This window comes from Kitasatospora sp. NPDC086009, from assembly GCF_044540385.1.
GTDB lineage: Bacteria > Actinomycetota > Actinomycetes > Streptomycetales > Streptomycetaceae > Kitasatospora.
Genome location: NZ_JBITSA010000004.1, coordinates 172,706 through 199,586, shown reverse-complemented (window position 1 = coordinate 199,586; position 26,881 = coordinate 172,706). Strand labels below are relative to the sequence as shown.

Genomic DNA, 26,881 nt, shown 5'->3' with positions numbered 1-26,881 from the left:
GCCCCACGGCCCCCGGGAGTCGCCAACCGGCCTTCCCAGCCAGGATTTTGGACTTGCCGGTCCATTTTGAGCCGCCTAACGTGCTGACCGTTCCCTCACGAAGAAGCCCTGCAGAGAGGCGGCACCATGCACGCGATCCGGATCGAGAAGCACGGCGGCCCCGAGGTCCTGCACTGGACCGAGCTGCCAGACCCCACCCCCGGTCCCGGCGAGGCACTGGTACGCCTGGGGGTCGCCGGGGTCAACTACATGGACATCGGTGCCCGCACCCAGGGCGGTCCCGGCTGGGCGGCCCCGACGGTCCTCGGCGTCGAGGGCACGGGGTACGTCACCGCGCTCGGCGACGGGGTCCGGGGCCTCGCCGTCGGCGACCGGGTGGCCTGGTTCTACCACCCGGGCAGCTACGCCGAGTTGCTCGCCGTCCCGGCGGACTCCCTGGTCAAGGTACCCGACGGCGTCGACGACGAGACGGCGGCCGCCCTGATGATGCAGGGCCTGACCGCCAGCCACCTCAGCACCGAGACCTACCCGATCGGCCCGGGCGACACCGCCGTGGTGCACGCCGCGGCGGGCGGCGTCGGCCAGTTGCTCACCCAGATGGTCAAGGCCCGTGGCGGCGACGTGATCGGCCTGGTCTCCCGCGAGGAGAAGGCCGCCGCCGCGAAGGAGGCCGGCGCCGACCACGTCCTGGTCCACTCCGGCGGCGGCTTCGAGGGCCGGATCAAGGAGCTGACCGGCGGACGCGGCGCCGACGTCGTCTACGACGGCGGTGGCGCCGACACCTTCCGCTCCTCCCAACTGGCCCTGCGCCCGCACGGCGTGCACGCCTACTACGGCCCCTTCATGGGCGTCCCGACCCTGCGGCCCACCGACCTGCCCAACAGCATCCTGCTGACCTATCCCGTGGTGCACCACCACGTCGCCACCCCCGAGGCGCTCGTCCGGCGCACCGGTGAGGTCTTCGACCTGGTCCTGGCCGGCCGCCTCACCCCGCGGGTCGGCGGCCGGTACCCGCTCGCCGACGCGGCCCGCGCCCACGCCGACCTCGAATCCCGCCGCACCACCGGCAAGCTGCTGCTCCTGCCGTGACACCGCCGGGCCGGATCCGCTTCGATGGGAGCCGACAGCTCGTACCGGGAGGACACATGCCGCTCACCCGCAAGGGCGCCGCGACCAGGCAGCGCATCGTCGAGGGCGCCGCCGAGCAGATCCGCGTCCAGGGCGTGTTCGCGCTGCGGCTGGAGGACGTCATGGCCCACACGGCGACCAGCAAGAGCCAGCTGTTCCACTACTTCCCCGACGGCAAGGACGAGCTGCTCCTCGCCGTGGCCCGGCACGAGGCGGCCCGGGTGATCGACGACCAGCAGCCGGAGCTCGGCTCCCTCACCTCGTGGGCCGCCTGGCAGCGGTGGCGCGACAAGGTCGTCGCCCGCTACCGCGCCCAGGGCACCAACTGTCCGCTGCACACCGCCCTCGCCCAGCTGGGCCCGGCCACCGACGCCACGCGGACCGTGGCCGGCGGCCTGCTCGACCGGTGGCAGCAACAGCTGGCCGCGGGCATCCGCCACCTGCGGGACGCCGGCGAGACCGACCCCCACCTGGACCCCGACCGCGAGGCCGCCGCCCTGCTGGCCGGCATCCAGGGCGGCGTGCTGATCCTCCTCACCACGGGCGCGACCACCCACCTGGAGGCCGCTCTGGACGTGGGCATCGCGCGCCTGCGCGGCCGGACCGCCGCGGCCGTCGAGAACGACACCTGCCGCGCGGCCCGCTCGGCCGTGGCCGAGTGAACCCGCCCGGCGGTGGCCGGTCCCCCCGCGATCGCATCGCGCGGGGACCGGCCACCGTGCCGCGGTCAGGACACCGAGGACCTGGGCGGCCCGGGCGGCCCGGGCGGCCCGGACGGCCGGTACGCGGCGACCTCTAGTAGAGCGTGACGGAGCTCGCCTTGTCGTTGACCCCCCACGGGACGTTCACCGGTGCGCCGTAGGGCCCGGAGCCGATCAGGTACCCGGTGTAGCCGGAGCCGTCGAACAGGCTCAGGGTGCCGCCGCTCCTGTTCCAGAAGGCGCTCGTCCTGTCGTTCATCCCGAAGTTGGCGAGCTTGAAGGACCCGGCGCTGGGCACCACCCAGAGCTGGCCGCCGCCGTTGGTGTCCGAGAACAGGCACGCCTGGCCGTGCAGACAGTTGTCCCACACCGTCGCCAGGGAGTCGGCGCCGACGGCGATCGGCTGGATCACGGCGGGAGCGGCGCCGGTCTCGCCGGCGGGGGCCTGGGCCGCGGCGGTGCCGGCCGCGGAGGCGATCATCAGGACGGCACCGGCCGTGGCCAGGGCGAAGTGCTTCACCATGTGTGCTTCCTCTTCCTCGTGGATCGTGCGGTTTGCCGTACTCTCCGTGCGCGGTACTCGGACGACCGGCGGTGCTGGGGACACCCGGCGGTGCTGGGGACACCCGGCGGTGCTCGGACGCCCGGCGGTACTGGGACCACCGGCGCCCCCTGCCGAACGGGCTCACGCCCCGGGGACCTCGTGCTGCCGGTGTCGGCCGTCCCGCGCTGCGTGGACCGGACCAGTTCCCGGGTGCGGTGCCGTTCGCGACCGAGCGCCGGAACCCGAGGATGCCGCGACGTGTGCCGGCCGTGCTCCTCGGCAGGAACGGCTGCGCCACGGGACCCACCACCCCGTCCGAAGAACCGGTGGTGGCCCCACCCTGCGACCCGATGTGATTGTCCATCTACAGGAAGGCGGCAACCGGCAGCTGGGCGGCGGACAACCCGGATTGGCCGCGGACAAGGCAGCGGTACCGGCGGGCGGCGCCGCACGTACGCGGCGAGGACGCCGGCGGCGGGCCCGACGGGTGACGCCCGCGCGGGTCGGGGGCCGATAGGGCGGGGCACCGGGGCTCCCGTGCCGATACTGCGGGGATGAGACCCTCCCGCCGGACCTCCCTGCTGTGCCTCGCCGCAGCCACCGCGCTCGTCGCCCTCGGCGCCCCGGTCACGACCGCCAGTGGTGCGGCCGGAACCGCCGGCCACCACCGACCGTGCGTCAGCTCCGCCGCCCCCACCGAGGGCGCCGCGCTCGACGTGCTGCGGATCGCCGAGCAGGCCAGAACGGAGATGGACCTCAAGTCCGTGATCCTGCGGGTCACCGTCGACGGGCGCGAACTCCTCACCTCCGCCCTCGGCGAGTCGATGACCGGGGTCCCCGCCGAGCCCGCGATGCACTTCCGCAACGGCAACATCGCGATCAGCTACCTGGGCACCGCACTCCTGCGGCTGGTCGACGACGGCAAGGTCCGCCTCGACGACCCGATCGGCCGCTGGCTGCCCGACCTCCCGCACGACTACGGCGACCGGATGACCCTGCGGATGCTCGGCGCCTCCACCACCGGCCTCGTCGACTACGTCACCAGCCCCGGCTTCGGCGAGACGGTCTACGCGGACCCGTTCCGCCAGTGGACCCCCGAGGAACTGGTGGGCATCTCCACCGGCCAGGACCTCTGGTACGAGCCGGGGACCAACTGGAGCTACTCGCACGCCAACTTCGTCCTGCTCGGCGCCGCGCTGGAGAAGATCACCGGCACCCGGCTGGACGTCCTGCTCCAGCAGCTGGTCACCGGCCCGCTCGGACTGCACGAGACCAGCAACAGCTTCACGCCCGACATCCCGACACCCGTCCTGCACGCCTTCACCTCCGATCGCGGCACCTACGAGGAGTCCACCTTCTGGAACCCCTCGTGGACCACCGCACCCGGCGCGGTGGAGACCACCGACATCTGCGACCTGGCCCGCTCGGCCGTCGGCCTCGGCTCGGGCGAACTGCTCTCCCCGTCCTCCTACCGGGAGTTCCTCAACCCGGGGACGGTGGGCCTGGGCACGCCGACCGAGAAGTGCCCCGCCACGGTCTGCATCGCGCAGACCCCGGCCACCCACTACGGGATGGGCGTGCTCGTGCTGAACGAATGGATCTCCCAGCACCCGCTGTTCTTCGGCTACTCGGCCTCGCAGAACTACCTCCCGTGCGAGCACCTGGCCATCGCCGTCTCCACCACCGACGGCCCCACCGCCCCCGGCGGCCACAGCGCCCACACCATCGCCCAGCGCATCGCCGCCGCACTCGCCCCCGACCACCCCATCCCCGACTTCGGCTGAGAACGTGTCGGGCAGCGGTCGGCCGGCGCGCGCCGGCCCGGGTGGGCGACCGTCCGCGGTCCGGGGTTCGACGGGCGACCGGATGACCGCAGGTAGGGCGAAGGGCCTGCCCCTCCGGGGAGAGGCGCAGGCCCTTCGCCCTACCAGGTGGAACGCCCGCGGCAGTGTGCGGGTACGTCAGTTGTCCTGCCTCGCACCGGAGTCGGCCTGCGCGACGGCGCTCCCAGCGGCATCCACCTTCTGCCGCATCTCCTGGGCCTGGCCGTCGTTCGCCGTGGCGGCGGCCAGGCCGGGCGGGCCGGCGCGGTCGGGGCCGTGAGCGGCACCTGCGGGGCCGGGTACCGCGGGCGGTCGCGCAGGCCCTGTGCGCCGTCGAGGGTGAGCGTCCCGGAGAAGTCGAACATGACACCCTTGATCACGCCCGCGATCCCCGCCGCAGCCGCGGGCCGGACGCAAGCCCGTGGGCACGCCCGGGCACCGCGACCGTGTCGCGGTCCGGACGTCGTCACGCCCGCGAAGCCCCGACCGCGTCGAGGGCCGGGGCCAGGACGGCGAAGGCGTGGTCGATCAGCGCGGCCGGGTCCTCGGCGCCGTCGCTGTCGCTCCATCGGCGGAGCACCGTGTCGAAGGCGGACAGTGCCATCCCCGCCGCGAGGGGCGGGTACATCGCGGTGGCGGGATCGAGCCCGAGGCGGGCGGCCAGCTCGGCCGCCAGCTCGTCGCGCCACTGCGCCTGCCGTTCCAGGAAGCGGCCGAGCAGCGCGGGCGTCCGCACGATCAGCTGCACCACGCGCAGGGCGCGGTCACCGTGGCCGGCGTGGTCCGGGCCGTCGGCGCAGGCGGCGAGCGTGGTCCAGACCGCGTGACGGAGCGCCACGGAGGGCGGTTCCGCGGCGGGGCGGGCGGCGAGTTCGGCGCACATCCCGGGGCCGAGATCGGCCAGCACCTGGACGACCACGTCCTCCTTCGAGGCGAAGTACCGGAAGAACGTCCGCTTGGACACCCCGGCGGTGACCGCGATCTCGTCGATCGTGACGGCCTCGAAGCCCTTCTCCGCCAGCAGGAGCAGCGCCGCCTCGGCCAACTCGGCGGCGACGAGCCGGCGTTTGCGCTCGGCCATGGTCAGACCGGGGCGGCCGGCGGGCCGGGTCGGTTCGGGACGGTCCGGGGCGGGACGGTCCGAAGCGGGGCGGTCCGGAGCAGGACGGTCCGAAGCGGGGCGGGAGGTCACCGGGTCATGGTAGCGCGATGCCCTGGGCGGCACTCGGGCGCATCTTGACACCGAGTGACAGCAACGTCAGCATGTGCCGCATGACTGAACATCAGAAGTGGACCGCCGAGCAGATTCCGGACCAGACCGGGAGGCTCTTCGTCGTCACCGGCGCCACCAGCGGCCTCGGCCTGGCCACCGCCCGCGCGCTGTCCCACCGCGGTGGCCACGTCGTGCTGGCGGTGCGCGACGAGGAGAAGGGCCGGCGGGTGGTCGCGGAGCTGCGCGCCGACCAGCCCGGCGCACGACTGGAGGTGCGCCGACTCGACCTCGCCGACCTCGCCTCGGTCCGCGCCTTCGCCGCCGGCCTGCGCGCCGACCACGGCCGGCTGGACGTCCTCGTCAACAACGCCGGCGTCATGGCGCCGCCACGCACCTTGAGCGCCCAGGGCCACGAGCTGCAGTTCGCCGCCCATCACCTCGGCCACTTCGCCCTCACCGGGCTGCTCCTCGACCTGCTCGCCGAGGGCCGCGACCCCCGGGTGGTCACCGTCACCTCTCTCAACCACCGGCGCGGGCGGATCCGCTTCGACGACCTCGCCGGTGAGCGGCACTACGCGCCGATGGCCTTCTACAACCAGTCCAAGCTCGCCAACGCGGTCTTCGGCCGGCAACTGCACCTGCGGCTGACCGCCGCCGGGAGCCCGGTGCGCAGCCTGCTCGCCCACCCTGGCTTCAGCGCCACCGACATCGTCACCGGCACACCGACCGCCCTGTACCGCTTCCTCTTCGGCCGGCTGGCCCGGCCGCTCGGCCAGCACCCCGACCGCGGCGCACTCCCCCAGCTCTACGCGGCGACCCGGCCGGGACTGGCGAGCGGCGAGTTCATCGGCCCGAGCGGCCCCGGCGAACTGCGCGGCGCCCCGGTTCGGGTCGCACTCGCACCCGCCGCGGCCGACACCGAGACCGGGCGCCGGCTCTGGGAGCTGTCCGAGCGGCTGACCGAGGTCCGGTACGGGCTCCCGGACGCCGGTTGAAGGGTCGTCAGCACCGTGACAGGACAGCAGGACGACGAAGGGACTCCATGGTGGACCTCCGGACACCTCGACCGAGGACTGGGGGCCGGGAGGCCGGGAGGCCGGGAGGCCAGGGGCCAGGGGCCAGGGGCCAGGGGCCAGGGGGCCGGGGGGCCGGGGGCCAGGGGGCCGGGAGGCCGGGAGGAGCCTTACGGCAAACCCCTGAATCGTCCGATACCACCGGCTACCCTGTCGCGGTGACGACCTCCCGAGTACTGTCGATCGCCCTCCAGGACACCGACCGGCCCCGGCTGCGGCCGCTGCCGATCGAAGCAGCCGAACTGCTGCACGATGTCGACGCTCCGCCACGTCTGGTCGCCCATCTCCGCGTGGTCCACGACGTCGCGGGGCAACTCCTCGAATGGCTCGCCACCCGCGGCCTCGATCTGGGGATCGACCCGGATGCCGTCCTGTTCGGCGCCGCCACGCACGACATCGGCAAGACGCTGCACCCCGCCGAGCTGTCCGCTCCGGGCGCACGGCACGAGGAGGCCGGCCGGGACCTCCTCCTCGCCCGGGGCGTCGATGCCGACCGGGCACGCTTCGCCGCGACGCACGCCGCCTGGGCCACCGAGGCGGCCGGGACGGAGGACCTCCTGGTCAGCCTGGCCGACACGAGCTGGAAGAACAAGCGCGTCCCCGGGCTCGAAGACCTCGTCGTCGCCAGGCTCGCCGCGGCGAGCGGGAGGTCGGCCTGGGAGGAGTTCATCGACCTGGACACCGTGCTCTCCCGCATCGGCGACCGGGCCGACGAACGGCTCGCCTTCCAGCTCGCCCACCCCACGGCGGGGGGCAGCCCACGGCTGCCGGACCTCACCCACGCGCTCGCCGACTGGTTCGCCGCGAACGAGCCGGCTGTCCGCGCACGCGGGATCGCCACCGAACTGGGGCACTCCCCGGACGACGGCCGGCTCAAGAACAGCGCCTGGCTGACCCTCGAAGCCGGCCGCCGGGCCGTCATGATCACCGTCTGGAGCAGCGGCGAGACCGAACTCGACGACGTGGACCTCGACACCGGCGACAACCGCCCCGAGCACCGGTACCTGACGACCACTCAGGAGCTGCACGACATCCTCGCGTCCGCCCTCGACCGGGCCGACCCCGGCACCGACGCCTGACCGCGCGGAAGGGGCGGGGCCGCCTGCCGTGACGCCCGCGCCGGGGCAGCTCGACTTCGGCCCCGGGTGCGTCGAACGGGTGAACGCCGCGCCCCCGCCGCCGAACCGGCCGCCAGAACGTCCGGCAGCGGCCCCTCGGCCCCCATATTCGAGGAAGGACTGGACCCGCCCCGCACTCGATGGGAGATCCCGGTGACCATGGCTTCCACCGTAGGGCGGTCGGGGCTGGCGCTCGCGCTGGCCGTGTCCGGGGCGCTCGCCGGGGCTCCCGCCGGCGCGGCCGCCGGGCCGGCGTTCGATCCCGGTCCGGCGGCCGCCGCTCTGGCGCGTCTGCTGCCGGCGCAGCACGACCAGTTCACGCTGGTCCCGGTCGCCAAGGGGGCGGGCGGGGACTCGTTCTCGGTGTCCGGCACGGCAGGGGCCGTCACGGTGTCCGGGACGTCGCCGGCGAGTCTGCTGACCGGAGCCGGCTGGTACCTGGAGAACGTCGCCGACGTGGACATCGGCCTGCCGGGAGACTCGCTGGGCGCGCTGCCCGCCGTCCTGCCCGGCGTCGGCTCCCCGGTCGGCCGCACCGCCGTCGTCCCGCACCGCTACGCGCTCAACGACACCGACGCCGGCTACTCGGGCGCCTACCGGGACTTCGCCGCGTACCAGCACGAGGCGGACGTCCTGGCGCTCCACGGCTTCAACGAGGTGTTCGTCCAGACCGGCGCCGAACTCCCCTACTACCAGGCGCTCCAGGGCTTCGGCTACAGCGCCGCCGAGCTGCGGTCGTGGATCCCGGCCCCCGCGCACCAGAGCTGGTGGCTGCTGCAGAACCTGAGCGGGGTCGGCGGGCCGGAGTCCGAGCGGCTGCTCACCGCCCGGGCGGCCCTGGGCCGACGGATCGCGGACCACCTCCGCGGTCTGGGGATGACACCGGTGCTGCCCGGCTTCTTCGGCACCGTTCCCCCCGGCTTCGCGGCGAGGAACGCCGACGCCAGGGTGGTACCGCAGGGCACCTGGGTGGGGCTCGACCGTCCCGACTGGCTCGACCCGACGAGCGCGGCCTTCCCGAGACTCGCGGCCGCCTACTACCGCGCTCAGCGCGAGGCGTTCGGCGACAGCGCGATGTACAAGATGGACCTGCTGCACGAGGGCGGCACCGCGGGGCCGGTGGACGTGAGCGCCGCGGCCGGGGCCGTGCAGCGGGCCCTGCTGGCGGCGCACCCGAAGGCCACCTGGGCGATCCTGGGCTGGGAGAGCAACCCGTCGGGCGCCGTGCTGTCGGGGGTGGACCGCGGCCGGATGCTGATCCTGGACGGCCTGGCCGACCGCTACGACGGGCTCGACCGCGAGCCGCAGTGGCAGGGCGCCCCGTACGCCTTCGGGACGATCCCGAACTTCGGCGGCCACACCTCGCCGGGAGCGAACTCGGCCGTGTGGGTGCGGCGGTTCCAGCAGTGGCGGACCAAGCCGGGCAGCGCACTGCAGGGCATCGCGTACCTGCCGGAGGCGGTGGGGACGGATCCTGCGGCGTTCGAGCTGTTCGGCCGGCTCGCCTGGGAGCCCGCCGGAATCGATCAGGCCGCGTGGTTCGCCGCCTACGCGGCGCGCCGCTACGGCGCGGCCGACCCGCATGCGGCGGCGGCGTGGGAGGCCCTTCGGCAGGGCCCGTACAGCATGCCGTCCGGCCGGTGGAGCGAGGCGCAGGACAGCCTGTTCGCGGCGCGCCCGAGCCTGACCGTGGCGACCGCCGCGACGTGGAGCCCCCCGGCGATGCGCTACGACCCGGCACGGGTGCGCGCCGCGCTCGACGAACTGCTGCTGGTGCCACCGGCGTTGCGGTCCTGCGACGCGTACCGGTTCGACCTGGTGAACGTCGCCCGGCAGGCGCTGGACAACCGGGCACGAGCGCTGCTGCCGCAGATCGCGAGCGCCTACCACGCGCGGAACCGGACGCTGTTCCGGTCGCTGGTGCGCGAGTGGGAGACCGACCTCGCGCTGGTCGACCGCCTGTCCGGGACCGACGCGCGGTCCATGGTCGGGCCGTGGATCGCCGCCGCCCGCTCGTGGGGCGCCGACGCGGCGGAGCGCGACCGGCTGGAGTACGACGCACGGTCGGTCCTGGCGAACTGGAGCGGCCGCGTCCCGAGCGACGTCCACGGGCTGCACGACTACGCGAACCGGGAGTGGGCGGGCCTGGTCGCCGGCCTCTACGCCCGGCGGTGGAGCTCCTACTTCTCGTCGCTGGACGAGGCTCTGACGAGCGGCGCGCCGCCGGCGGCGATCGACTGGTTCGCCATGGACGACGCATGGTCGCGGCAGACCGGGCCGCTTCCGACCTCCCCCTCGGGGAACCAGGTGGACCTGGCGCGGGAGGTCGCGAAGGCCCTGCCGGGCTGAACGGGGCGGTGAGCGCCACCCGTTCCACGCGGTTCCGACAACGGCCGGGCCCTACCGGTGACATGCCCCGTTGGCGGACCGCGGGGCCGGCACCCTTCCGGGTACCGGCCCCGCGGGTCAATCCAGCCGGCGGATCAGTAGAACCAGACGGAGAGGCGGGCCGTGTTCGGGGCCGCGTCACAGAAGTAGGTGACCGCCTGGCCCGACGACACGTAGGCCTTGCCCGCGGTCTCGCACGCGGCAGCGCTCGGGTACATCCCGACGTAGGTGAAGCCGGTCGCCTGGGCGGCCGGGGCCGCCAGGAGCGCGCCACCGGCCAGAACGCCGGCCAGGGCCACGGAGGAGACCACTCTGCGAATCGCCATGATGGTGTAGTCCAATCTCGTAGAGGAACACCTGGAGGCCGCACCCTCGCTGTCTGAAGGGGAGCCTCCACCAGTCCCGGCACCGGCGGCAATGGGCCTCGGGAAGTTCGGCCGGAAGCCATCGGATCATGGAGCACCGCAAACCGGAACCGGCGCCGCCACCTGTGAAAACGCCTGCACAACCCACCCGGGTCCGACGCGGCTCGGCCGAAAACAGCAGCACCACTGGTGCGGACCCGGAACGTGCCCACCTCACGCACCACGCCGGGCGAACCACCCCACCCGCCCCACCCGCTCCACCTCCGGATCCGGCGGACGGCGGTGGGCCCGCACGGGCGAGAAGCTCGCCATTCCATCGCACGGGAATGGGCCCGGAAATGGCGAAGGCAAGGAGAGAACTCTCCTTGCCGTTATCAAGATATAGCGCAGCGGGGGGCTTGCCGCAAGGCCCCCGGCACGGTGCAGAATCGTCGGCCGAAGCCACCACCTGCGGAAATCGGGGTGCGCCGGCCGTGTGTCGCTGTCGACGCACGGCGGGCACGGTGGCGTCGAATCAGGGGCAGGACCAGTGGCAGGACCAGTGGCGGGGCCAGCGGTGGAGTCGCCGGTGACCGGTGCGGATGCGTGGGGGTACGCCCCGGCCGACGCGCCGGCGGAACGGCCGGCGGGAATGAGGAACGTGCTCGACAGGAAGTTCGACGAAATCGCGGGCGCCGGTGATCCGACCGGCCGCCGCAGCGCAAGGGAAGACGGCTGCCCCGGAGGTACGGCAATGAATGAGCAGTACGTGCGGGATCTTCATGAGGCGGACGAGAGCCAGAGCGCGATCGTCGGCGGCAAGGGTGCGCACCTGGGCGCGCTCGCGCGGATCGAAGGCGTCCACGTACCGGACGGCTTCTGCGTGACGACGGACGCCTTCCGGCGGATCATGGCGGAGGCTCCGTCGATCGACGGTCTTCTCGACCGACTCTCGCGCCTGGACCCGGACGACCGCGAAGGGGTCCGCACCCTCAGCGCGCGGATTCGCCGGGCCGTCGAGGAGATCGCCCTCCCCCACGACCTCGCGGCGGAGATCACCGGCGCACTCGGCCGGTTCGGCGAGCGGGCCGCCTACGCCGTCCGCTCCAGCGCGACGGCGGAGGACCTGCCGACGGCCTCCTTCGCCGGCCAGCAGGACACCTATCTGAACGTCGTGGGGCCGGCGGCGGTCCTCCGGCACGTCAGCCTGTGCTGGGCCTCGCTGTTCACCGAGCGGGCGGTGGTCTACCGCCGGCGCAACGGCATCGACGACCGTACGGTCCGGATGGCCGTGGTCGTGCAGCGGATGGTCCTCCCGGAGGCGGCCGGCATCCTGTTCACGGCCGACCCCGTCACGGGCGACCGGACGGTCGCCACCGTGGACGCCGGTTTCGGCCTCGGCGAGGCCCTGGTCTCCGGGCTGGTGAACCCGGACGTCTTCAAGGTGCGCGGCGACGAGGTCGTCGTCCGGACGATCGCCGCCAAGGAGCGCGCCCTGTACGCCCTGCCGGGCGGCGGTACGCGGGAGGTGGCGGTCGAGCCGCGGCGCCGCGAGCAGCCCGCGCTGACGGATGCGCAGGTCCTCCGGCTCGTGCGGCTCGGGCGGCGGATCGAGGCACACTTCGGCACCCCGCAGGACATCGAGTGGTGCCTGGTCGACGACGGCTTCCGGATCGTGCAGAGCCGGCCGGTCACGACGCTGTTCCCCGTCCCCGAGCGCGGCGACCGGGAGAACCACGTCTACGTCTCCGTCGGTCACGGTCAGATGATGACCGACCCCATGAAGCCGCTGGGGTACTCCATGTGGCAGCTGACGGCCATGGTGGCGATGCACGAGGCCGGCGGCAGGCTGTTCGTGGACGTCACCCCGCGCCTTGCCTCGCCCACCGGCCGGGTCGCTCTCCTGGACCTCATCGGGAGGGGCGATCCGCTGGTCAGGGACGCGCTGGAGACCGTCCTGGACCGCGGTGACTTCGTCCCGACGGTCCCGGACGCGGCGCCCGTCGGCCCGCCGGCCGGTGGCGCGCCCACCCCGATCGCGACCGATCCGGCGATCGTCACCGGGCTGATCGAACGCAGCCGGGCATCCGTCGCCGCTCTGGAGCGCGACATCCGGACGAAGACCGGACCGGCGCTGTTCGACTTCCTGCTGGAGGCCTTCGAGGAGCACAAGCGGGTGCTCCGCGACCCGCTGAGCCTCCAGGCGATCATGGCGGGGATGGAGGCCACCTGGTGGCTCAACGACAAGCTGCGGGAGTGGCTGGGCGAGAAGAACGCGGCCGACACCCTGACGCTGTCCGCCCCCGGCAACGTCACGTCGGAGATGGGGCTGGCGCTGCTCGACGTCGCGGACGTGATCCGCCCGCACCCGGAGGTGGTGGCGTTCCTGCGGGGCGTCGGGGACGAGGACTTCCTGGACGACCTGGCGAAGCTCGCGGGCGGGACCGAGGCGCGGGACGCCATCGAGGCCTACCTCGACCGGTACGGCATGCGCTGCGTCGGCGAGATCGACATCACCAGGCCGCGGTGGCGCGAGCGCCCCGACACGCTGGTGCCCGTGATCCTCGACCACGTCCGGAACTTCGAACCGGGCGCCGCCGCGCGCCGCTTCGAGCAGGGGCGGCGGAAGGCCGAGCAGAAGGAACAGGACGTGCTCACCCGCCTGCGGGCCCTGCCGGAGGGGGACCTCAAGGCCGCCGAGACCAAGGCGATGATCGACCGGGTCCGCACCTTCATCGGGTACCGGGAGTACCCCAAGTACGGCATCATCAGCCGCTACGCCGTCTACAAGCAGGCCCTGCTCCGGGAGGCCGAACGCCTGGTGGAGGCCGGTGTGCTGACCGAGCGGGAGGATGCCTTCCACCTCACGTTCCAGGAACTCCACACCGTCGTGCGAACGCACCGGGTGGATGCCGGGCTCCTCCGGCGGCGCGAGGACGCGTTCCGCTCGTACCACGCGCTCACGCCGCCCCGGGTGCTCACCTCGGACGGTGAGGCCCTCACCGGGTCGTACCGGCGCGACGACGTGCCGGCCGGGGCCCTGGTCGGCGTACCGGTGTCCGCCGGGACGGTCGAGGGAAGGGCCCGTGTCGTCCTCGACATGGCGAAGGCCGATCTCGAAGCGGGCGACATCCTGGTCACGGCCTTCACGGACCCCAGCTGGTCGCCGGTGTTCGTCGGCATCGCGGGGCTGGTGACGGAGGTGGGCGGCCTGATGACCCACGGCGCGGTCATCGCCCGGGAGTACGGCCTGCCGGCCGTCGTCGGCGTCGAGCGGGCCACCCGGCTGATCCGGGACGGGCAGCGGATCCGCGTGCACGGGACCGACGGGTTCGTCGAGATCCTGTCCTGACCGACGCCCCGGCCCGGCCCGGCCCGGCCGGGGCGGGCCGGGGCGGGGCGGGCCGGGGCGTTGGCGCCCTGCCGTCGTGGTGCCCGGCGCTAACCCCGGCTCGGGGCGGTGGCCGGCGGAGCGTCCAGGACGGTGAAGCGCAGACCGGCCGCGGTCAGGCGGTCGATCAGCGCGCTGCCCATCGCCACCGCCGGGGTGACCTGGCCGGCGGTGGGCGGCAGTTCGTCGTAGGCGAGGCTGAGCGCCGACTCGGCGAGCATCTTGGCGGTCTCCGTGTAACCCGGGTCGCCCCCGGACACCTCGGTGAAGACCCGGTGCCCGGGGCCGGTCTCACCGACGAAGCGGACGGTGAACCAGGAGGCCGCGCGCTGCTCGGCGCTGGGCCCCGCGCCGGGCTTGCGCAGGCCGGTCAGCGCCCTTCGCAGCGGCGGCAGTTGGGCGGCGAGCGCCAGCAGGGCGAGTCCGGCGCCGCCGGCCAGCAGCACCGGAAGCCGCCGGACCGCCGCGTAGTGGCCGTAGCGGAAGACCGGGCCGTAGTCCGGCCGTGCGGCGGCCGAGCGGGCGACCACCAGCGGATCGATGGTGGGCATCGGCACCGCCCAGGCGCGGGCCTCGGCCGACCGCCGGACCGGGCCGGCCTCGGCGCTGATCCTGCGGCCGGCCGGATGGGGGTCGGCGGCGCGGCGCTCCCGCGCGGCCCGGGCGGCCGCGCGGGGGCGGGACATCGCGGTCAGCGCGGAGGCGAAGGTGCCGCCGGAGAACGTCCCGCCGGCCCGGACGAAGCCCCGTACCGAGACCGCGGCGCCGTCGGGCAGGGCGCCGAGTTCGCGCATCCGCTCCAGGGTGAAGAGCACTCCCAGGTCGTGCGGCACCGAGTCGAAGCCGCAGGAGTGCACCAGCCGGGCGCCGGTCTCGACGGCCCGGCGGTGGTGCAGCAGGTACATCCGGTCGACGAACTCGGGTTCGCCGGTGAGGTCGACGTAGTCGGTGCCGGCGTCCGCGCAGGCGGCCACCAGCGGCTCCCCGTGGCTGAGGTAGGGGCCGACGGTGGAGACCACCACCCGGGCCGCGGCCGCCACTTCCCGCAGCGAGCCGGGGTCGGTGGAGTCCGCGATGAGCAGCGGGAGGTCGGCGCAGCCCGGCTCCAGGGTGGCGAGGTGCGCGCGCAGCGCCTCCAGCTTGCTCCGGTTGCGGCCGGCCAGCGCCCAGCGGCAGCCGGCCGGCGCGTTCCGGGCCAGGTACTCGGCCGTCAGCGCGCCGGTGAATCCGGTGGCACCGAACAGGACCAGGTCGTACGGGCGTTCGGCATCCATGAGCGTTCCCTACCGGCCGGTAATGACGGAGCGCCTCACGCTAGGGACCGGGGCACGACGGTGTCAACCGTCCACGCCGGGGCCCGGCGCCGCCGGCAGCGGCGGGGCAGGCCGCCCGGGGGCGATCTGGCGGAGCGTCAGCAGACCGATGTAATGTCACACTTCATGACATGCACCCGCTATCTCCTGGCCGCGAGCCTCGTCGGCGCGCTCGCCCTCCCCCTGGTCCCGACCAGCGCGGCTGCCCAGGCCCAGCCCGCCTGTCGCACCGCCACCGCGCCCCCGGTCGACGCCGAACAGGCACGGCTGGCGGATCCGAGGGCGGCCGCCTTCACCGAGCGGGCCGGGCTCGGTGACTTCGTCGGGAGGTTCCCCGCCGCCCTGTGCTCCGCGCGGAACGCCGCCGAGGCCCGGGAACTCGTGGACGCCTGGGGCCGGGCGCTCTGGCGGGCGGCGGTGGACCGCGCCCAGGACCGGCGGCGCGGCGGCGACCTGCCCGCCCGGGACGACCGCCCGCTCTACTGGACGCGGCTGGCCATGACCGTCCGGCTCGCCCAGTGGCAGCCCGCCTTCCCCGTCGACACCGCCGACCTCCGCTCGCGGTTCGAGGACGCCTCCCGCGGGCTGCTGGACAACGAGTTCAGCGGGACGCCGGGCCTGCGCCGGGTGTTCGTCAGCGGCTTCGACCCCTTCGGCCTCGACGGCGAGCTCCGTCGCGCCAACCCCTCCGGCGCCGCCGCCCTACGGCTGAACGGTCTGCGGATCACCCTGGCGGACGGCACCCGGGCCGAGATCCGGGCCGTACTGCTCCCCGTCCGCTACGCCGACTTCGACCACGGCATCGTCGAGCGCGCCTTCGGTCCGCGCCTCTCCCCCGGCCCGCGGTCCGCCGACCAGATCACCACCATCAGCCAGGGCTACCCCGGGCTGTTCACCGTGGAGGCCTGGGCCGGCCGCGCCCGCTCCGCCGACCCGTACCCGGACAACACCGGCACGCTCTCCGGCGGCACCCGGGAGCACCCGGTGACCGCCCCGGGCATGGGGCCCGGTGCCGAGTTCATCGCCACCACCCTGCCCGCCGCGGCCATGACCGCCGTGCAGCAGCCGTACCCCGTCCAGCTGAACACCGTGGTCACCGAGATCCCCGCCGGGGGCGGCGCGCCGGTCGACCGCGAGGACGGTCCCACCCCGGGCTCCCGGGCCGTCGAGGGCGGGGGCGGCGGGTACCTGTCCAACGAGGTGGCCTACCGCTCCAACCGACTGCGGCTGGAACTCGCCCCGCGGCTGCCCGGCGGCCACCTCCACACCCCCGTGCTCACCGGCCTCCCCGAGCACGCCGACCGGCTCACCGGCCCGGACCTGGAACGGAACGAGGCCGCGATCACCGACGAAGTCCTCGACATCCTCCGCCACGCCACGCCGTGAACCCCCGGACCGCCGGGGTGTCCGGCGCCGGCGCCGTGCGGCGGCGTCGGCCACCCCGGCCGGTCGGCCCCGGGCTAGCCGCTGAGCGCGTCGACCTCCGCGTAGCCGGGGATGCCGGCGGGCAGCTGTCCGCCGTCCCGGACGGCGACCGCCGTACCGACCGCGGCGCCCAGGGCCGCACGGAACAGCAGGGAGCCGGTGCTGACCCGGCGCACGCCCAGCTCCGCCAGCCGGTCCAGGCCGAGCGCCGGCAGGTGCAGGACGTTCACCGGGACCGGCACCGCGGCCGTCACGGCGGCGATGTCCCCCTCGCGCGCCAGGCCGGGCACGAAGACGCCGTCGGCGCCCGCGTCCACGTACCGTCGCGCCCGGTCCAGCGTCGCGGGCACCGAGGCCTCGACCCCGAGCCAGTAGGTGTCCGTGCGGGCGTTGAGGAAGATCCCCGGCGCCCGGCGCTTCACCTCGCGGACCAGCGCCTCCTGCGCCGCGGGGTCGGCCAGGTGGTCGTCGCGGCCGTCCTCCAGGTTGACCCCGGCGACTCCCAGCTCGGCCAACTCGACTGCCAGGTCGCCCACTTCGGCCGGGTCCGCACTGAAGCCGGCCTCGATGTCGACGGTGACCGGACAGGGCAGCCGGACCAGCCGCCCGGCCAGTGCCACGGTCTCGTCCCGGGCCAGGCCCGCGGCGTCGGGAATGCCGTTGGCCGCGGCCACGCCGAGGCTGGTGGTGCCGATGGCGGCGAACCCGGCGGCGGACAGCGCCGCGGCCGAGGCGAAGTCCCAGGCGTTGGGCAGCAGCAACGGCCGGTCCGCGTGGTGCAGGGCGTGGAAGGCGGTGGTCATCGGGCCGTCGCCTCCACCAGGCCGGCCGCGAGGGCGAGCGCGTGCGCACGGCCGGGGCAGGCGTGCGGGCCGGCGCCGAACGGTTCGTCCGCCAGGCCGACCTCCACGAGCGTGCCGTCCGGCGCCACCCGGCGGGTCAGGGGCACCGGCGGATCGGTGCGCCCCGCCACCGTGTGGGCCACCAGGGCCTTGGTCGCGTCGCAGGCCTGGACGAGCAGCCCGATCCGGTTGGCCGTGGCCTCGTCGGCGACGCCTCCGCACACCTCGACCAGCCGGGCGAGCGCCCGGTCCGCCTCCTCCGTGACCGCGGTGTGCGGCTGGTACGACGCCGCCACGACGGCGACGTCCCCGGCCACCTCCGGCGGCAGGCCGAGCGCCTCGGCGAGCACCTCGACCGGCCCGTCCCCCCGCTCGGCCGCCCGCAGCCGAAGAGCGTCCGGGTCGACGGACGCCAGCTCGGCCTCCGCGAGCGCACGTCTGCGGCGGTGGGCCGCGCCGCTGCTGAAGCGCGCGACGGACGACCTCAGCCAGGCGACGCCGCCCGGCGGGGAGTCGGGGACCGGTGGGACGAGGAACTCCGGGTCGGTCAGCACGGCGTGACTCAGCAAAGGCATGGCGCCAGGCTAACGGGCGCCTCCGACACCGCCCCTGAGCCGCCGGGCTGCCGGGCCGCCCGGTTGTCCGGCAGCCCGGCGACGGGAGAACCACGGCAGGTGGTCGGGGCGCGCACCCTGACCAGCCGCGGGCGTCAGCGCTGCGGACCGGCCGGGGTGGTGGCCGGCGGAGCGGACGGCGGGGTCGAGCCGCTCGCGTTGGGGTCGGTCTTCGGCGCCGGGTCGGGGATGTCGGCCATCTTCAAGGACTTCTTCGGCTCCCCGCGAAGGGCCAGGTTCATCGCCAGCTGCCAGATCGGGCCGGGGCCGTCGGCACCGAACACCTCCGAGAAGTGCTTGCCACCGATGGTGATGTTGCGCATCTCGACACCGCCGGCCGGCCCGCCGAGCCAGACCGACGTGGCGAGCTGCGGGGTGTAACCGCTGAACCAGGCGGCCCGCTTCTTGTCCGAGGTGCCGGTCTTGCCGGCGATCTGCCGGTCGCCCTCCAGGTTGAGCGCCGAGCCGGTGCCGTCCGCGGTCACGCCGTTGAGGATGGTGTTCAGCACCTGGGCCGTCGACTCGGAGAACGCCTGGCCGCAGTTGGCGGCCGGGACGGCGATGTCCTTGCCGTCCACGGTGGTGATCTTGTTGATCGCGGTCGGGGCGCAGTACTTGCCCCCGGCGGCGAAGGTCGCGTAGACGTTGGCCATGGTCAGCGGGCTCATCTCCTCCACGCCCAGCGCCATCGCCGGCACCTCGTCCAGGGGCTTGCCGCTGGCCCGGGTGGTGATGCCGAGCTTGTTCGCCATCTGCTTGACCGAGCAGAGGCCGATCTCCTGCTCCATCTGCACGAAGTAGGTGTTGATCGAGCGGGCCATCGCCTCCTTCAGCTGGTAGGGGCCCTTCTCACTGGCGGACTCGTTCGGCACCACGGTCTTGGGCTTGTCGGTGTTCTTCCAGGTGCCCGCACAGGTCTTCATCGTCGGGTACTCGAGCTTGTTCGGGGAGGAGTACTCGGTGACCGGCGACAGGCCCGCCTCCATCGCGGCGGCCGCGACGATCGGCTTGAAGGTCGACCCGGGCTGGAAGCCGTTGCCGCCGCCCATCGCCGCGTCGACGTTGAGGTTGACGACCGTCTGGTTCTTCTTCGCGTCCAGGCCGTAGGGGCGGGTCTGGGCCATCGCCAGGATCTTGCCGGTACCCGGCTCCATCATCGTCGCGGCGGCCGACACCGAGTCGGTGACCTTCACTTTGGTGGTCACCGCGTTCTGGGCGGCGGCCTGCTTGTCCGGGTCCATGGTGGTGTAGACGTTGAGACCGCCCTGGTCCCAGAACTTCTTCCGCTCGGCGGCACTCGCGCCGAACGCCGGGTCCTGCTTCACCACGTGCCGGACGTAGTCGCAGAAGAAGCCCATGCCCGCCTGGGCGGTGATGCAGCCGTTCTGCGGCTCCCGGTACTGCAGACCCAGGGGCGCGGCCTTCGCCTCCTTGGCCTGGTCCGCGGTGAGGTGCTTGTTCTCGACCATCTTGTCGAGCACCACGTTCCGGCGCTTCACCGTGTTCTCGGGGTAGCGCACCGGGTCGTACAGCGAGGGGTTCTGCACCATGCCGGCCAGCGTGGCGGCCTCGGCGACGGTGAGGTCCTTGTTGCTCTTGCCGAAGTAGCGCTGCGAGCCCGCCTCCACCCCGTACGCGCCGTGACCGTAGAAGGTGATGTTCAGGTAGTTGGTGAGGATCTCGTCCTTCGTCATCTCCTCTTCCAGTTTGATGGCGACCTTCAGCTCCTGGATCTTGCGGCCCAGCGTCTTGCGCTGCGCCTCCAGGACGGCCGCCTGGTCCTCGCCGGCCTTCTCCACATTGACGTTCTTCACGTACTGCTGGGTCAGCGTCGAGGCACCCTGCGAGGCGGTGCCGCTCTCCGCGTTCTTGCCGGCCGCCCGCAGCACGCCCTTGAGGTCCACGGCGCCGTGCTCGTAGAACCGCGCGTCCTCGATGTCGACCTGCGCCTGGCGCATGAACGGGGACATCTGGTCGGCAGGGATGACGGTGCGGTCGCGCTCGTAGACCTTGGCGATCAGCCCGCCCTTGGCGTCGAAGATCTGCGTGGCCTGCGTCAGCGGCGGCGTCTTGAATTCGCCCGGAATGTCCTCGAAGCTCTCCGCCGTGCTCTTGGCGGTCAGCCCGAACGCGCCGACGGCGGGCAGCGCCACCCCGGCCAGCAGCGCACCGGACACCACGCTCACGCCCAGGAAGGTCCCACCGTGGCGGACCAGCCGCAGCGGCGAACTTCGCGCCGGCGGGTTCTCTCCGGCGTCGGACGCATTCCATATCGGGGGAAGTTGAGAAGCCATGCCGGAATGCTAGCGCCCATTTCTGACGCATCGAACGATCAGTCGAACAGCAATGTCCCGGCCGTGTCACAGATACCCGGAGTCCAGCCGTGAATTCCGCCGCGCATTTCTTCGGACGGCATGCGGGAAAAGGGCCTCCGGTGAATTCCCGAGAAGGCCCCGCCGATGAGGAGAACGCTGACAGACCACCGGTCCGGCGGCGACCGGGCGCCGGCACCCGCCCCGGGCCCGCGTGTCCGTGACTACACCTGAAGCACCCCTCCCCCTCACAGCACCCTGACATCAGGTAGATGCGGTGAGCGGGTCGAAAGGTTGCACGCACACCGGGTTTCCGCTTCACGGTGGCCGGAGCCTCACATCGGAGCGTTCTCACGGAGTGCCCACGCGAGATCGCCGCGACGTCGCCCCGGACGCCACGGTCAGTGATCGTCAAGCGGCCGGCCGGCGCATCCCGCGGTGCGCCGGCCGGTCCTGGTGGTGCGGTGGGGACTACTGCGGGGTGACGTAGGCGCCGGAGATGCCGCCGTCGACGAGGAAGGTGTTGGCGGTCATGAAGGACGAGTCGTCGGAGGCCAGGAAGGCGACCGCCGCGGCGATCTCCTCCGGCTCGGCGAAGCGGCCGACGGGGATGTGGACGAGGCGGCGGGCGGCGCGCTCCGGGTCCTTGGCGAAGAGCTCCTGGAGCAGCGGGGTGTTGACCGGCCCCGGGCAGAGGGCGTTGACGCGGATGCCCTCGCGGGCGAACTGCACGCCCAGCTCGCGCGACATCGCCAGTACCCCGCCCTTGGAGGCGCTGTAGGAGATCTGCGAGGTGGCGGCGCCCATCACCGCCACGAAGGAGGCGGTGTTGATGATCGAGCCCTTGCCCTGGCGCTGCATGTGCGGGATCGCGTACTTGCAGCAGAGGTAGACGGAGGTCAGGTTGACCTCCTGGACGCGCTTCCAGGCGTCCAGACCGGTGGTGAGGATCGAGTCGTCGTCCGGCGGGGAGATGCCCGCGTTGTTGAAGGCGATGTCGAGCCGCCCGTACTCGTCCACGGCCCGCTGGAAGAGGTCGCGGACGGCGTCCTCGTCGGTGACGTCGGCCTGGATGAAGAGGCCGCCGACCTCGTTGGCGGCCTTGGACCCGGTCTCCGGGTCGAGATCCACGCAGACCACCTTGGCGCCCTCGGCGGCGAACCGCCGGGCGGTGGCCAGACCGATGCCGCTGCCCGCGCCGGTGATGACGGCCACCCGGCCGTCGAGTCGCTCGCTCATGCTGATCATTCCTCCGTGGAGATGAAGACGTTCTTGGTCTGGGTGAAGGCGGCGAGGGCGTCCGGGCCGAGCTCGCGGCCGAGCCCGGACTGCTTGAAGCCGCCGAAGGGCGTCGAGTAGCGCACCGAGGAGTGCGAGTTGACGGAGAGGTTGCCGGCCTCGACGCCGCGGGAGACCCGCAGTGCGCGGCCGACGTCCCTGGTCCAGATGGACCCGGAGAGGCCGTACTCGGTGGCGTTGGCGATCCGCAGCGCGTCCTCCTCGTCGCGGAACGGGACGACGGTGACGACCGGTCCGAAGATCTCCTCGGTGAACGCCGGGTCGTCGTGCCGGACGGGCGCCAGCACCGTCGGCGGGAACCAGAAGCCGGGGCCGTCCGGGGCGGTGCCCCGGAACGCGACCGGCGACTCGTCCCGGACGTAGGAGGCGACCCGGGCGTGGTGGGCGGCGGAGATCAGCGGGCCCATCTCGGTCTTCTCGTCGGCCGGGTCGCCGACCCGCACGGCCCGCACGGCCGGCTCCAGCAGCGCCATGAACTCGTCGTGGACGGAGGCCTCGACGAGAATCCGGGAGCGGGCGCAGCAGTCCTGGCCGGCGTTGTCGAAGACGGCGTAGGGGGCGGTGGCGGCGGCCTTGGCGAGGTCGGCGTCGGCGAACACGAGGTTGGCGCTCTTGCCGCCGAGTTCGAGGGTGACCGGCTTCACCTGGGCGGCGCAGCCCGCCATGATCTCCTTGCCGACCCGGGTCGAGCCGGTGAACACCACCTTGCGCACGTCCGGGTGGGTGACGAAGCGTGCGCCGACCACCGGGCCGCGGCCGGGCAGGATCTGCAGCACGCCCTCGGGGAGGCCGGCTTCGAGGGCGAGTTCGCCCAGCCGCAGGGCGGTGAGGGGGGTGAGTTCGGCGGGCTTGACGATGACGGTGTTGCCGGCGGCCAGCGCCGGGGCCAGGGCCCAGGCGGCGATCGGCATCGGGAAGTTCCAGGGCACGATGACGCCGACGACGCCGAGCGGTTCCTGGAAGGTGACGTCAAGGCCGCCGGCCACCGGGATCTGCCGGCCGAAGAGCCGTTCGGGAGCGGCGGCGTAGTACTCGATGACGTCGCGGGCGTTGCCGGCCTCCCAGCGGGCGTTGCCGATGGTGTGGCCGGCGTTGGCCACCTCCAGGGCGGCGAGGTGCTCCCGGTCGCCGTCGACGGCGGCGGCGAAGGCGCGCAGCAGCCGGGCCCGGTCGGCGGGGGCGACCCGGCGCCAGGTGTCGAAGGCGGCCCGGGCGCGGGCGACGGCGGCGTCGGTCTCGGCGAGGCCGGCCAGTTCGACGGTGCTGATCACCTCCTCGGTGGCGGGGTTGACCACCTGGTAGAGGTCGGGGTCGGTCATCGGGTCGTCTCCCTGGGGCGTGCGCAAGCGCGATCGGCGGGAAGGCGGCTCGCCTCGACGAGCGCGCGGAACAGGCGCGGGTCGTCCGGGTCCGTCTCGGGGTGCCACTGGACACCCAGCGCGAAGCGGTGGCCGGGCAGTTCGAGTGCTTCGACCGTCCCGTCGTCGGCCCGGGCGGTGACGCGCAGCCCGCTTCCGGTGCGGTCGGTGGCCTGGTGGTGGTAGCAGTTGACCTCGGCGGCCGGTCCGAGGACGGCGGCCAGTCGGCTGCCCGCCTCGACGTCGACGCGGCGGCGGACGAACTCGGCCGGGACGATCTGGTGGCTCCGCTCGGGCAGGTGCTGCCGGAGGGTGCCGCCGAGGGCGACGTTCAGCAGCTGCATGCCGCGGCAGACGCCGAGCACCGGCAGGTCGCGGTCGAGGGCGCCGCGCAGCAGGGTCAGCTCCCAGTCGTCGCGGGCCTGGTGCGGTGGGCCGGTCCGCGGGTCGGCCTCGGCGGCGTAGCGGGCGGGGTCGATGTCGGGTCCGCCGGCCAGCACCAGGCCGTCCAGCGCGTCCAGCAGAGGGCCGGCGTCGCCGGGCTGCGGCGGTAGCAGCACGGGTGTGCCGCCCGCCGCGGCGACGGAGTCCACGTAGGTCTGCGGGACGAGGCTGGCGCGCTGGCGCCAGACGGACCAGGCGGCCTCGTCCTGGTAGCTGGTGATGCCGATCAGGGGGCGTCGGTCAGGGTTCACGGTCGCTCTCTGTGGTCGCGGTCGCCGGGGGCGGGGTCGGTGTCGGGCTCGGTCGTCGGTGTCGGTCGCCCGGGGTCGGTCGCCCGGGGTCGGGTCGGTGTCGGGTCGGTGTCGGGCGGGGCATCGGTGTCGGTCGGGGTCGTCGGGCGCGGTCACAGCCGTTCGAAGCCGCGGCGGCGCTCCCAGTCGGTCACCGCCCGGTCGTAGGCGGCGAGTTCGACCCGGCCGGCGTGGGCGTAGTGGCGGACGACGTCCTTGCCGAAGGCCTCGCCCGCGGCGGCGCTCCGCTCGAAGGCGGTGACCGCGTCGCGCAGGTTGGCCGGTACCCGGGGGGCGTCGGAGGCGTAGGCGTTCCCGGTGAACTCCGGTTCGAGCTCCAGCTGTTGCTCGATGCCGTGCAGGCCGGCCGCGATCAGGGCGGCGACCGCGAGGTAGGGGTTGACGTCGCCGCCGGGGACGCGGTTCTCGAAGCGCAGCGAGGGACCGTGGCCGACCACCCGCAGGGCGCAGGTGCGGTTGTCCCGTCCCCAGGCGATCGCGGTGGGCGCGAAGCTGCCGGGTACGTACCGCTTGTAGGAGTTGACGGTGGGGGCGAACAGCAGCGCGAAGTCCGCGAGGCAGGCGAGCTGTCCGGCCAGGAAGTGCTCCATGGTGCGGGAGAACCCGTTCGGCCGGTCCCCGGCGAACACCGGCGCGCCCTGTTCGTCGCGGAGGCTGAGGTGGATGTGGCAGGAGTTGCCCTCGCGCTCGTCGTACTTGGCCATGAAGGTGAGGCTGTAGCCCTCCTGCGCGGCGATCTCCTTGGCGCCGGTCTTGTAGACGGAGTGGTCGTCGCAGGTGGTGAGGGCGTCGGCGTACTTGAAGGCGATCTCGTGCTGGCCGAGGTTGCACTCGCCCTTCGCCGACTCCACGGTGAGGCCGGCGCCCGCCATGCCGTTGCGCAGCCTGCGCAGCAGGGGTTCGATCCGGCCGGTGCCGAGGACGGAGTAGTCCACGTTGTACTGGTTGGCCGGGGTGAGCTTGGTGTAGTCCTTGTCCCAGGCCTGTTCGTAGGTGTCCCGGAAGACGATGAACTCCAGCTCGGTGGCGGCCTGGGCCTGCCAGCCGTACCCGGCCAGCCGGTCCAGCTGGCGGCGCAGCACCTGGCGCGGGGAGACGGCGACGGGCGTGCCGTCGTGCTGGGTGATGTCGCACTGGACCATGACGGTGGCCGGGTGCCAGGGCACCGCGCGCAGGGTGGCGAGGTCGGGGCGCAGGGTGAGGTCGCCGTAGCCGCTCTCCCAGGAGGAGATGTCGTAGCCGTCCACGGTGTTCATGTCGATGTCGACGGCGAGCAGGTAGCCGCAGCCCTCGGCGGCGTTCGGGACGACGTCGGTCAGGAAGTAGCCGGCGGCGACCCGTTTGCCCTGGAGGCGGCCCTGCATGTCGGTCATCGCGAGCACGACGGTGTCGACGGAGCCGTCGGCCACGCGGGCGCGCAACTCGTCGAGGGTGAGCCTGCTGTTCAACGGATCTCCAGTTCGGCGTCTTCGGCGTCCGGTGCGGCGGGCCCCGGCGGGGTCTCGTGGATGCGGGGGCCGGTGAACCAGTGGCGGGCGGAGGCGAGCCACCAGAGGCCGGCGAAGCCGACCACCACGGTGACGGCGACGGGCGTGTAGTTGAAGCTCTCGGCGGTGATCGGGCTGACGGTGGGGAGCATGAACAGGACGGTGATCACGGCGGTCCAGCCGACCGCGACGGTGCCGATCACCCGGCTCCAGCGGCCCAGGTGCCACGGGCCGCGCGGGAAGGTCTCGCCCTGGCGCAGCCGCAGGTAGACCGGGATGACGTAGGAGATGTACAGGCCGATGACCGAGATCGAGGTGACGGCGGTGTACGCGGTGGAGTTCCAGAGCGCGGGCAGACCGAGCAGGAGCGCGCCGCCGGTCGCCAGCCAGACCGCGTTGGTGGGAGTCTGGGTGCGCGGGTCGATGCGGTGCCAGAGGGCGGAGCCGGGCAGTGCGCCGTCACGCGAGAAGGCGTAGATCATGCGGGAGTTGGCGGTGACGGAGGCCATGCCGCAGAAGAACTGGGCGCCGATGACGATCAGCAGGAGCAGCTCGGCGCCGTTGGTGCCGATCGCGTCGATGAAGATCTGGGCGGGCGCCACCCCGGTGTCGCTGTGCAGCGCGCCGTCGTAGTCGCGGATGGCGAAGGTGATGCCGAGCAGCAGGATCCAGCCGGCCACCAGGGAGACGGTGATGGCGTTGACGATGCCGCGCGGGCCGGAGCGGGCCGCGTCCTGGGTCTCCTCGGTCATGTGCGCGGAGGCGTCGTAGCCGGTGAGGGTGTACTGGGCGAGGAGCAGACCGAGCATGGCCACGTAGAGCTGGTTGTGGAAGCCGGTGTTGTTGACGAACTCGGTGAGGACGAAGGACGCGGAGGCGTGCCGGTCCGGCACGAGGACGAGCACCCCGACGATGACGGCGACGCCCACCAGGTGCCACCAGACGGACAGGTTGTTGAGGAAGGCGACGAGCCGCACGCCCCGGGTGTTGAGCAGGCCGTGCAGCACCAGGATGACGGCGAAGATCTCCACGGTGTGCGCGGGGCCGGCCGCGAAGCCGAACTGGAGGCTGAGGAAGGCGTTCGTGAAGAAGGCGGCGCCGTAGTCGACGCCGGCGGTGACCGCGACCTGGCCGAGGAAGTTGAACCAGCCGGTGAACCAGCTCCAGGCCGGGCCCCGGCTGCGGGCGAGTTTGGCGGACCAGTAGTAGAGGCCGCCGGCGGTCGGGTAGCTGGAGCAGATCTCGGCCATCGCCAGCCCGACGCAGAGCGTCAGCAGGCCGACCACCGGCCAGCCCCAGATGATCATGGCGGGTCCGCCCGCGTTCATCCCCGTCCCGTACAGGGTGAGGCAGCCGGACAGGATCGAGACGATGGAGAAGGAGACGGCGAAGTTGGAGAATCCCGACATCGAGCGGGCGAGCTCCTGGGTGTAGCCCAGCTCGCGGAGGCGTTGTTCGTCGGCGGAAACGGGTGGTGCGGCGTCCGGAAACACCGGCGGGGCAGGGTGGTCGGGTGAGCGTTCGTCGGTCATGGGCACCCCTGGGGGTTGAGGGTGTGCCGGGCCGTGCGCGACCACGGCGGTGTGGTGCGCGGCTCCCGGCGGGTCAGACGGTCGGGCGGCTCTCCAATGGTCTGGAACCAGACCATTGAGGTGGGTGAGCAGCATCGTTCACCCAGCGGCAGGGCCGCGTCAAGGGCCCCGGGAGCGCGAGTCGGAACGTGCATGCCGGAGGGCGCTCATAGGTACGATTC

20 protein-coding genes are annotated in these 26,881 nt (G+C 73.3%); 8 read left to right on the top strand and 12 right to left on the bottom strand.

Translation table 11 applies throughout. The features are described 5' to 3' along the window. Window positions 1–126: 126 nt before the first annotated feature. Together ACIF6L_RS12815 and ACIF6L_RS12810 are read left to right on the top strand one after the other, a co-directional pair. A complete protein-coding gene (locus ACIF6L_RS12815; RefSeq protein ID WP_396489238.1) occupies window positions 127–1,089 on the top strand; it encodes a quinone oxidoreductase family protein in 963 nt (320 codons plus the stop codon). Between the two features lie 56 nt (window positions 1,090–1,145). Beyond that, window positions 1,146–1,790: a TetR/AcrR family transcriptional regulator gene (locus ACIF6L_RS12810; protein ID WP_396489239.1), complete on the top strand. Its 645-nt coding sequence runs from the start codon at window positions 1,146–1,148 to the stop codon at window positions 1,788–1,790. Window positions 1,791–1,923: 133 nt separating this feature from the next. On the opposite strand, the gene ACIF6L_RS12805 is transcribed toward ACIF6L_RS12810, so the two are convergent. Further along, complete coding sequence (locus ACIF6L_RS12805; RefSeq protein WP_359836164.1) at window positions 1,924–2,352, bottom strand: peptidase inhibitor family I36 protein; 429 nt, start codon at window positions 2,350–2,352, stop codon at window positions 1,924–1,926. 575 nt (window positions 2,353–2,927) lie between these two features. On the opposite strand from ACIF6L_RS12805, the gene ACIF6L_RS12800 reads away from it, so the two are divergent. Further along, the gene (locus ACIF6L_RS12800; RefSeq protein ID WP_396489240.1) at window positions 2,928–4,157 is read left to right on the top strand and encodes a serine hydrolase domain-containing protein; all 1,230 of its coding nucleotides are present in this window, start codon (window positions 2,928–2,930) and stop codon (window positions 4,155–4,157) included. 505 nt (window positions 4,158–4,662) lie between these two features. Here ACIF6L_RS12800 and ACIF6L_RS12795 read toward each other — a convergent pair. Then, window positions 4,663–5,277: a TetR family transcriptional regulator gene (locus tag ACIF6L_RS12795; protein ID WP_396489242.1), complete on the bottom strand. Its 615-nt coding sequence runs from the start codon at window positions 5,275–5,277 to the stop codon at window positions 4,663–4,665. Between the two features lie 191 nt (window positions 5,278–5,468). On the opposite strand from ACIF6L_RS12795, the gene ACIF6L_RS12790 reads away from it, so the two are divergent. The 3 genes from ACIF6L_RS12790 (at window position 5,469) to ACIF6L_RS12780 (ending at window position 9,949) form a co-directional block, all read left to right on the top strand. Continuing rightward, on the top strand, window positions 5,469–6,404 hold the full coding sequence (locus tag ACIF6L_RS12790; RefSeq protein WP_396489244.1) for an oxidoreductase: 936 nt from the start codon (window positions 5,469–5,471) through the stop codon (window positions 6,402–6,404). Between the two features lie 236 nt (window positions 6,405–6,640). Beyond that, window positions 6,641–7,561, top strand: a complete 921-nt coding sequence (locus tag ACIF6L_RS12785) for an HD domain-containing protein (protein ID WP_396489245.1) — start codon at window positions 6,641–6,643, stop codon at window positions 7,559–7,561. A gap of 198 nt (window positions 7,562–7,759) precedes the next feature. Continuing rightward, entirely contained in the window at window positions 7,760–9,949 is a 2,190-nt protein-coding gene (locus ACIF6L_RS12780) for an alpha-N-acetylglucosaminidase (RefSeq protein WP_396489246.1), read from the top strand. A gap of 134 nt (window positions 9,950–10,083) precedes the next feature. On the opposite strand, the gene ACIF6L_RS12775 is transcribed toward ACIF6L_RS12780, so the two are convergent. Then, window positions 10,084–10,314, bottom strand: a complete 231-nt coding sequence (locus ACIF6L_RS12775) for a hypothetical protein (protein ID WP_359808499.1) — start codon at window positions 10,312–10,314, stop codon at window positions 10,084–10,086. Window positions 10,315–11,086: 772 nt separating this feature from the next. Between ACIF6L_RS12775 and rph the strand changes: the two genes are divergently transcribed. Continuing rightward, window positions 11,087–13,684 carry a rifamycin-inactivating phosphotransferase gene (gene rph, locus ACIF6L_RS12770; protein ID WP_396489248.1) on the top strand — a complete coding sequence of 866 codons (2,598 nt, stop codon included), beginning with the start codon at window positions 11,087–11,089 and terminating at the stop codon, window positions 13,682–13,684. A gap of 89 nt (window positions 13,685–13,773) precedes the next feature. Here the strand turns inward: rph and ACIF6L_RS12765 are convergent, their stop codons facing one another. Further along, entirely contained in the window at window positions 13,774–14,997 is a 1,224-nt protein-coding gene (locus tag ACIF6L_RS12765; RefSeq protein WP_396489250.1) for a saccharopine dehydrogenase family protein, read from the bottom strand. 165 nt (window positions 14,998–15,162) lie between these two features. Here ACIF6L_RS12765 and ACIF6L_RS12760 point away from each other — a divergent pair, with 165 nt between their 5' ends. Continuing rightward, window positions 15,163–16,422, top strand: a complete 1,260-nt coding sequence (locus tag ACIF6L_RS12760) for a pyroglutamyl peptidase (protein ID WP_396489251.1) — start codon at window positions 15,163–15,165, stop codon at window positions 16,420–16,422. Window positions 16,423–16,496: 74 nt separating this feature from the next. Here ACIF6L_RS12760 and ACIF6L_RS12755 read toward each other — a convergent pair whose 3' ends face one another. The 8 genes from ACIF6L_RS12755 to ACIF6L_RS12720 all read right to left on the bottom strand — a co-directional run bounded on the left by ACIF6L_RS12755 (window position 16,497) and on the right by ACIF6L_RS12720 (window position 26,660). Further along, complete coding sequence (locus ACIF6L_RS12755; protein ID WP_396489252.1) at window positions 16,497–17,264, bottom strand: isocitrate lyase/phosphoenolpyruvate mutase family protein; 768 nt, start codon at window positions 17,262–17,264, stop codon at window positions 16,497–16,499. Continuing rightward, a complete protein-coding gene (locus ACIF6L_RS12750) occupies window positions 17,261–17,878 on the bottom strand; it encodes a hypothetical protein (protein ID WP_396489254.1) in 618 nt (205 codons plus the stop codon). Before ACIF6L_RS12750 ends, ACIF6L_RS12755 begins: the two co-directional genes overlap by 4 nt. Window positions 17,879–18,012: 134 nt before the next feature. Next, on the bottom strand, window positions 18,013–20,103 hold the full coding sequence (locus ACIF6L_RS12745; RefSeq protein WP_396489256.1) for a transglycosylase domain-containing protein: 2,091 nt from the start codon (window positions 20,101–20,103) through the stop codon (window positions 18,013–18,015). A gap of 597 nt (window positions 20,104–20,700) precedes the next feature. Further along, a complete protein-coding gene (locus ACIF6L_RS12740) occupies window positions 20,701–21,468 on the bottom strand; it encodes a 3-oxoacyl-ACP reductase (protein WP_352286669.1) in 768 nt (255 codons plus the stop codon). Between the two features lie 5 nt (window positions 21,469–21,473). Beyond that, window positions 21,474–22,847, bottom strand: coding sequence for an aldehyde dehydrogenase family protein (locus tag ACIF6L_RS12735; RefSeq protein WP_396489258.1), 1,374 nt, complete (start codon window positions 22,845–22,847; stop codon window positions 21,474–21,476). After that, complete coding sequence (locus ACIF6L_RS12730; protein ID WP_396489260.1) at window positions 22,844–23,581, bottom strand: gamma-glutamyl-gamma-aminobutyrate hydrolase family protein; 738 nt, start codon at window positions 23,579–23,581, stop codon at window positions 22,844–22,846. The genes ACIF6L_RS12735 and ACIF6L_RS12730 overlap by 4 nt, the downstream gene beginning before the upstream one ends. Window positions 23,582–23,733: 152 nt before the next feature. Beyond that, entirely contained in the window at window positions 23,734–25,089 is a 1,356-nt protein-coding gene (locus ACIF6L_RS12725; protein WP_329485423.1) for a glutamine synthetase family protein, read from the bottom strand. After that, entirely contained in the window at window positions 25,086–26,660 is a 1,575-nt protein-coding gene (locus ACIF6L_RS12720; protein WP_396489261.1) for an amino acid permease, read from the bottom strand. Before ACIF6L_RS12720 ends, ACIF6L_RS12725 begins: the two co-directional genes overlap by 4 nt. Between the last annotated feature and the right edge of the window lie 221 nt (window positions 26,661–26,881).